We start from the raw sequence: 8,343 nt of genomic DNA on the forward strand, positions 1-8,343 counted from the left end.
AAAAATATATAATTTTACTTAACATAATTTAAAACAAAAAGACATGAAAAGATATTCGAGCTTATTATTAGTAGCTTTATTTAGTGGAGCAACTACTCTTGGAGGTTATAAATTATTATTTGAAAGTAATTTTGGACGAAAGTCAATTATTACAACAGCACCAGAAAACTACACTAGAACGGTTGGAATGGGTGCCGAAAATATTGACTTCACAGCAGCAGCAGAAAATGCAGTTCACACCGTAGTTCACGTAAAAAATGTTTCGGTGCGAACAGTTTACAATCCGATTATGCAGTTTTTTTATGGAAGTAATGGCGGAAGTCAGCAACAAGAACAAATTGGAACTGGATCGGGAGTAATTATTTCGGAAGACGGTTATATCGTAACCAACAACCATGTGATTAAAGACGCAACCGAACTGGAAGTTACTTTAAACAATAAAAAAGTATACAAAGCCAAACTTATTGGTACCGATGCAAAAATGGATATTGCCTTATTAAAAATTGATTCGGAGGATAAACTTCCGTATTCTACTTTTGCAGATTCGGATCAAGTAAAAGTGGGCGAATGGGTATTGGCTGTTGGGAATCCGTATAATTTAACTTCAACGGTAACGGCGGGCATCGTTTCGGCGAAAGCCAGAAATTTAGACACCAATGGAATTCAATCCTTTATTCAAACGGATGCAGCAGTAAACCCAGGAAATTCTGGTGGTGCCTTAGTAAATACGCGAGGTGAATTAATTGGAATAAATACCATGATTTCTTCGCCAACTGGAAGTTATGCAGGATATTCATTTGCAATACCGTCTAACATCACTCGTAAAATCATTGAAGACATTATGGAATTCGGTAATGTGCAACGAGGTGCTTTAGGAATTGTTGGAAATGAAATTAATGGCCAAACTTCTAAAGAATTAGGATTAAAAGAAACTCAAGGATACTACATTTCAAAAGTTTTAAAAAATTCGGGCGCCGAAAAAGCGGGATTACATAAAGGAGATGTAATTTTAAAATTAGACAGCCAAACCATTACAAGTTTTCCTGAATTAACCGGATACATCAGCACCAAAAGACCGAATGACAAAATCAATGTTACGATATTAAGAGATGGAAGAAATATGGTTATCCCGGTTACTTTGGTAAAAAATGACATTATTAATACTGATTTCAAAGGATTGGAATTAGAAAATATTGATGCAACAGACAAGAGACGTTATAAAATTGACTATGGAGTAAAAATTAAAGAAGTCACTAACGACCGATTAAAACCCTATGAAAATGAACTTTCGGGAAGCATCATTCTTACCATTGACGGAACTAAGGCTACCGATGTAGAAACGGTTTCAAAATTGGCGAACGACAAAAGAGAAAATGAAGGAGTAAGCATTGAGATGATCAATAAAATTGGTCAAATAATACGCATCATCATTTAATTAATTATAATATTGGGTTTGAGAAACCGTCAACAGTTTGTTGGCGGTTTTTTTTATTGAAAAAAGTAATAAAATATTTTACGAAAACGATATAGTTGCTTATTTTTGCACCAAATTTCACTGAAAACACACTTCTAACTACATTATTACTTTACATGAACTACAACAATTTGTACGAAAAAGAACTTTCACTTCAAGCAGATCGAAGAAAAGCGGGAGTTGAATTTATCAAAATCATTAATGATTTATGGTATGATAAATCTATCGAATTAATTTTCTTTAGAAATCAATTAATTGATACCACAGTAAGCAACATCATGAACTTGCACGAGTATGCTGGTGAATTTGTTCAAAAACCAATAAATGTATTTGATACGGTTGAAATTGCGAGAGCGATTTTAAATTTAGATCTTCCTCCGGCGCGAATTGACATTGGAAAGTTAACATATGAATACCATTTGGATGATAATAAATACAATGATGCGAAAGCCTTTGTTATAGATAAATTAAAAGATTCCAAAAACTCTGAGGAAATTACTCCAAAAGATGTGGTGCTTTATGGCTTTGGTAGAATTGGCCGATTATTAGCACGCGAAATGATGGGCAAAATTGGAAAAGGGCAACAACTAAGATTAAGAGCAATTGTAACTCGCGACCGAAATGACGCCCAATCTTTAGAAAAAAGAGCTTCTTTATTACAATATGATTCGGTTCATGGAGATTTTCAGGGTTCGGTTTCAGCAGATATCGAAAATAACGCCTTACTTATCAATGGAACTACGGTTCATGTAATTACAGCCAATTCACCTGAAGAAATTGATTACACCCAATATGGTATTGATAATGCTTTGGTTATTGACAATACCGGGGCATTTACAACTGAGGAAGCCTTACAACGCCATTTGACTTCGAAAGGGGTAGAAAAAGTTTTACTAACTGCTCCTGGAAAAGGAGTTCCAAATATTGTATATGGGGTAAATCATAATGATTTTAATCCGGATGAAGTTTCCATTTTTTCTGCTGCATCATGTACAACCAATGCTATAACACCAATATTAAAAGCAGTTGAAGATACACTAGGGGTTGTAAAAGGACATCTTGAAACTATTCACGCCTATACCAACGACCAGAATTTAGTAGACAACATGCATAAAAAATACCGTCGTGGAAGAGCTGCAGCCTTAAATATGGTAATTACAGAAACTGGCGCAGGAAGTGCCGTTGCAAAAGCATTACCAAGCTTGGCTGGAAAACTGACTTCTAATGCCATTCGTGTACCTGTTCCTAATGGATCTTTGGTTGTATTGAATCTTGAAGTTGGAAAATCTACTTCGATTGAAGAGGTAAACAACATCATGAAACATTATGCCCTAGAAGGAGAATTAGTAGAGCAAATAAAATATTCCTTAAATAACGAATTGGTTTCTTCGGATATTGTGGGCACATCGGCACCTTCTATTTTTGATAGTAATGCCACCATTGTTTCCAACGACGGAACAAATATTGTTTTATATGTTTGGTATGACAACGAATATGGTTACAGCCACCAAGTAATTCGTTTGGCTAAATACATTGCAAAAGTGAGAAGATATACTTATTATTAGTAGGTAGCTAATTATTAATTCAAATAAAAAACTCCCAAGTAGTACTTGGGAGTTTTTGTTTTATAATAGAAAAACTAATTAAGCGTTTCCTGCAGCAGCAATTAAATTTAATGCTGAACCTGCTTTGAACCATCCAATTTGGCTATCGTTATAAGTATGATTTGCCAAGATTGATTCTTTAGAACCATCTCCATGAGTGATTTCTATTGTTAATGGTTTTCCAGGAGCAAAGCTTGTTAAATCTACAAAATCAAACGTATCGTTTTCTTGAATTTTGTCGTAATCAGCTTCGTTAGCAAATGTTAATGCTAACATACCTTGTTTTTTCAAATTGGTTTCGTGAATACGAGCAAATGATTTTACCAATACCGCTTTCACACCTAAGAAACGAGGCTCCATTGCAGCATGCTCACGAGAAGATCCTTCTCCGTAGTTTTGATCTCCAACAACAATTGATGGAACTCCGGCAGCTTTATAAGCTCTTGCAACAGCCGGAACTGCAGCATATTCTCCGGTTAATTGATTTTTAACTTTATTTGCTTCTTGATTGAAAGCATTTACAGCACCAATCAACATGTTATTAGAAATATTATCTAAATGTCCGCGGAAGCGTAACCATGGACCTGCCATTGAAATATGGTCGGTTGTACATTTACCAAAAGCTTTAATTAATAATTTAGCTCCGGTATAATTTTTACCATCCCAAGCATCGAAAGGAGCAAGTAATTGTAAACGGTCTGAAGTTTCAGAAACCACTACTTCTACTCCACTTCCATCGGCAGCAGGCGCTTGAAAACCTGCATCTTCTACAGCAAATCCTTTATTTGGTAATTCATCACCTGTAGGTGGATTGAATTTCACCGCTTCACCTTTATCGTTCAATAAAGTATCCGTTAACGGATTAAAAGATAAATCTCCCGAAATTGCTAATGCCGCAACCATTTCTGGTGATGTTACGAATGCATGTGTATTTGGATTTCCATCGGCACGTTTTGAGAAGTTTCTGTTAAACGAATGCACGATAGTATTTTTTTCACCTTTGTCTGCTCCTTCTCTATCCCATTGTCCGATACATGGTCCGCAAGCATTTGTAAATACTTTAGTTCCCATTTTTTCAAAAGTAGCAATGATGCCATCTCTTTCAATCGTGTAACGCACTTGCTCTGAACCAGGATTGATTCCGAATTCTGCTTTTGGAGTAATTCCGTGAGCGACAGCTTGCTCTACAATTGAAGCTGCACGCGCCATATCTTCGTAAGATGAGTTGGTACAAGAACCAATTAATCCCCATTCTACTTTTAGAGGCCAACCATTTTTAGAAGCTTCTTCTTTCATTTTAGACACTGGAGTTCCTCTATCTGGAGTAAAAGGTCCGTTGATATAAGGCTCTAATTCTGATAAATTAATTTCAATTACTTGGTCAAAATACGATTCTGGATTAGCATAAACTTCAGCATCACCAGTTAAGTAAGACGCAACTTTATCGGCAGCATCCACTACATCTTGACGACCAGTAGAAGCTAAATATCTTCTCATTGAATCATCGTAACCAAATGTAGAAGTGGTTGCACCAATTTCGGCACCCATATTACAAATAGTTCCTTTACCAGTACAAGACATATTGATTGCTCCTTCTCCAAAATATTCTACAATGGCTCCAGTTCCACCTTTTACAGTAAGAATATCGGCAACTCTAAGAATCACATCTTTTGGTGCGGTCCATCCGTTTAATTTTCCTGTTAATTTAACTCCGATTAATTTTGGAAATTTCAATTCCCAAGCCATACCCGACATTACATCAACCGCATCAGCACCACCAACACCAATTGCAAGCATTCCTAATCCACCTGCATTTACCGTATGTGAATCGGTACCAATCATCATTCCACCAGGGAAAGCATAATTTTCTAAAACTACTTGGTGAATAATACCCGCTCCTGGTTTCCAGAAACCAATTCCATATTTATTAGAAACTGAAGAAAGGAAATCAAAAACTTCTTTAGATTGTGAAGTAGCTACAGCCAAATCAGCTTTGGCACCTACTTTAGCTTGAATAAGGTGATCACAGTGAACCGTTGTAGGAACGGCAACTTTTTTCTTTCCGGCATGCATAAATTGCAATAACGCCATTTGAGCTGTTGCATCTTGGCAAGCTACTCTATCTGGTGCGAAATCAACATAATCAATTCCTCTTTTGTATACTGTAGTTGGATTACCATCCCAAAGGTGGTTGTATAAAATTTTCTCTGTTAAAGTAAGCGGACGCCCAACTAACTCCCTTGCTTTATCCACGCGGGAAGCCATTGACGCATATACTTTTTCAATCATTTGAATATCAAAAGCCATAATAATATAGGTTTATTTGTTTGTTTAGCAAATTTACAAAATCGGTTAAGTTTTTAAAAATAATTAGTCAAATAAGTTCTTTGATTTGAATAATTTGCGAAAAAGCCATTTTTGATATGCATTTTTTATCAAAATAGCATTTTAATAGTCAAATAATGAAAAATGTTGATTTATTTAAGAAATCAACAGAAAACAAAAAACCCTAACCAGATTTTTGGTTAGGGTTTCAAATTGTATAAAATATCTTTTATAATAATTTATTGATAATCATTTCTTCTGTGATTCCTTCTGCATCCGCCTTGTAGTTTTTGATAATTCTATGGCGAAGAATTCCAACAGCAACCGCTTTAACATCTTCAATATCTGGGGAGAACTTTCCGTTAAAAGCAGCATGCGCTTTGGCTGCCAAAACCAAATTTTGCGAAGCTCTTGGCCCTGCCCCCCAATCCAAATAATTTTTCACAAAATCAGTAGTCAATGAATTATCAGGTCGTGTTTTAGCTACCAAAGCAACCGCATATTCAATCACATTATCTGCTACTGGAATACGACGGATTAGGTGTTGGAAATCGATAATTTCTTGAGCAGAAAATAGCGCTTGCACTTCAGTTTTTACATCTGAAGTGGTTTGTTTTACCACTTGAACTTCTTCTTCAAAAGTGGGATATTCTAACTTAATGGCAAACATGAATCGATCCGACTGCGCCTCTGGCAAAGGATAGGTTCCTTCTTGCTCGATGGGATTTTGGGTTGCCAATACAAAATACGGCAAGTCCAATTGGTATTGATGCCCTGCAATAGTTACCGCACGTTCTTGCATAGCTTCCAGCAAAGCAGCTTGGGTTTTTGGAGGCGTTCTATTGATTTCATCAGCCAAGATGATGTTCGAAAAAACAGGTCCTTTTATAAATTTGAATTGTCTGTTTTCATCCAAAATTTCACTTCCCAAAATATCCGAAGGCATTAAATCTGGCGTAAACTGAATGCGTTTGAAATCCAATCCTAAGGCTTGTGCCAACGTATTTACCATCAGGGTTTTTGCCAATCCCGGCACCCCCACCAATAACGCGTGTCCACCTGAAAAAATAGCCAATACAATTTGGTCAATCACGGCATCTTGCCCCACAATGATTTTAGCAATTTCTTTTTTAAGAGCAGTTCGTTTTTGAACTAAGTTATGTATAGCAGCTACATCAGACATTCCCAAAATAGTTTAAATTAAAAAGAGTTAGCAACATGATTTTAGTGTCATAAAGCTAACTCTTTTTGGATTTATTTAAAAATTTTATTTTTTCAACCAGTTATTGGTAAACACACAATCTCTGTATTCTCCAACAATTTTAATATAAGTAGATTTGATTTTTTCATCAAACCATTTTGCAATCGCCTTGATTTGTTTTTCTTTCAAAGCCAACTCTTTGATTTTAGTATAATCCTTTGCATAATCGGCAGTATGCTCATTAATTCTATTCGTTACAGTAACTAATTTGTATTGTTTTTTTCCTTCTTGCAACTCTTCGGGAATTGGAGATGAAATTTCGTTTTCTTTCAAATTAGACACTTGCGCATACAAACTTGGATCCATTTTAGTCAACTCAAAACGAGTATCCTGTGTTTTAGGATTGATTAAAGTTCCTCCGTTAGTTCTAGTTTCTTTTTCGTCAGACATGGTTCTCGCTGCTTCCGCAAAAGTAATTTCCTTGTCCACAATACGTTTACGAATCAACGCGATTTTTTCTTTTGCTTCTTGCATGGATTCCTCAGTAACTTTAGGAGCCAATAAAATATGACGCAACTCGATTTCTTGTCCTTTTATTTTCTCTACATATATAATGTGATACCCATATTCTGTTTCAAAAGGTGCCGAAATCTCTCCTTCGGCTAAACTGAATGCCACATCTTTGAATTCTTTTACAAAGGGCGTTTTTCGATTCATTTTGTAAAACCCTCCACTGGATCTAGAACCGGGATCTTGCGAGTACAAAACGGCTTTGGTAGCAAAACTAGAACCTTCTTGAATTTCTTTTTTGAAACCATTCAAACGATCAATTACTTTTTGTTTATCAGCATCCGAAATTTTAGGTTTTACCACAATTTGGGCTACTTCCATTTCTGCACCGAAAACAGGCAATTCATCTTTTGGTATTTTCTTAAAGAAGTTACGCACTTCCTCAGGTGTAATTTGCACATCGTCTACAATTTTCTTTTGCATTTCGGATGTTAGCTTGTTTTCTTTTAAAATATCAAAAAAGTAAGTTCTAAATTCTTCTTCGTTATTTTTCTTGTAGTAGCTCACCACTTTGTCCATAGAACCCAATTGCTCTGTCATGTAGTTCAAACGCTCGTCCATTAAGGCTTTCACCTCAGAATCGGTTACTTTAACACTATCTTGTACCGCTTGGTGTGCATACAATTTATCTTCCATTAGTTTTCCTAACATCTGACATCTTGAGATATCTTTGACAGAACCTCCTTGACTTGAAATCTCCAAATAGGCTTTATCAATATCCGAATCTAAGATGATATAATCTCCCACGGTAGCAATAACACCATCTACTTTCAATTTTTTAGATGAGTTTGTTTTTGGAGCTTCTTTTGCGGGTTGCTCTTTAATAACCTCTTGGGCTGTTAAAGTTACTACAGAAAAAAGAACCAAGAAAAAAGAAAGCACTTTCTTATTCATAAAAGAGGTAATAGATGGTAATTGAAATAGCATTGCTTATTTTTTATTTTTTAATACTTCTAAAACCTAGTAAGACCAGATTTTAGTTATTGCAACCTGATATTTTCTCAAGTTAAACGCACTTCTAGTACAAACTACAGAAGCCGAAATTTATTATTGCCAACAAAAATAACAATTCAATTAGAGAATGCAAGTACTATAAGTACTATTAACAAAAAATTAGTAGGGAATTGCAGAAAACGTTTTGAAAAGAACTTTTACTATTTGTTTTATTG

At 35.5% G+C, this 8,343-nt stretch carries 5 protein-coding genes; 2 read left to right on the forward strand and 3 right to left on the reverse strand.

From position 1 onward, the window contains the following. Positions 1-43 precede the first annotated feature (43 nt). Positions 44-1,435 (forward strand): trypsin-like peptidase domain-containing protein, encoded by a 1,392-nt coding sequence (locus ACKOWY_RS03095; RefSeq protein ID WP_408939977.1) that lies wholly within the window; start codon positions 44-46, stop codon positions 1,433-1,435. Between the two features lie 155 nt (positions 1,436-1,590). Then, on the forward strand, positions 1,591-3,039 hold the full coding sequence (locus ACKOWY_RS03100; protein WP_408939984.1) for a glyceraldehyde-3-phosphate dehydrogenase: 1,449 nt from the start codon (positions 1,591-1,593) through the stop codon (positions 3,037-3,039). 78 nt (positions 3,040-3,117) lie between these two features. Here ACKOWY_RS03100 and ACKOWY_RS03105 read toward each other — a convergent pair whose 3' ends face one another. The 3 genes from ACKOWY_RS03105 to ACKOWY_RS03115 form a co-directional block, all read right to left on the reverse strand. Continuing rightward, entirely contained in the window at positions 3,118-5,385 is a 2,268-nt protein-coding gene (locus ACKOWY_RS03105; protein ID WP_408939978.1) for an aconitate hydratase, read from the reverse strand. 247 nt (positions 5,386-5,632) lie between these two features. After that, the gene (locus tag ACKOWY_RS03110) at positions 5,633-6,586 is read right to left on the reverse strand and encodes an AAA family ATPase (protein WP_408939979.1); all 954 of its coding nucleotides are present in this window, start codon (positions 6,584-6,586) and stop codon (positions 5,633-5,635) included. 84 nt (positions 6,587-6,670) lie between these two features. Further along, the gene (locus ACKOWY_RS03115; RefSeq protein WP_408939980.1) at positions 6,671-8,101 is read right to left on the reverse strand and encodes a peptidylprolyl isomerase; all 1,431 of its coding nucleotides are present in this window, start codon (positions 8,099-8,101) and stop codon (positions 6,671-6,673) included. Between the last annotated feature and the right edge of the window lie 242 nt (positions 8,102-8,343).

Origin of the sequence: Flavobacterium sp. (genome assembly GCF_046073885.1) — a bacterium.
GTDB lineage: Bacteria > Bacteroidota > Bacteroidia > Flavobacteriales > Flavobacteriaceae > Flavobacterium.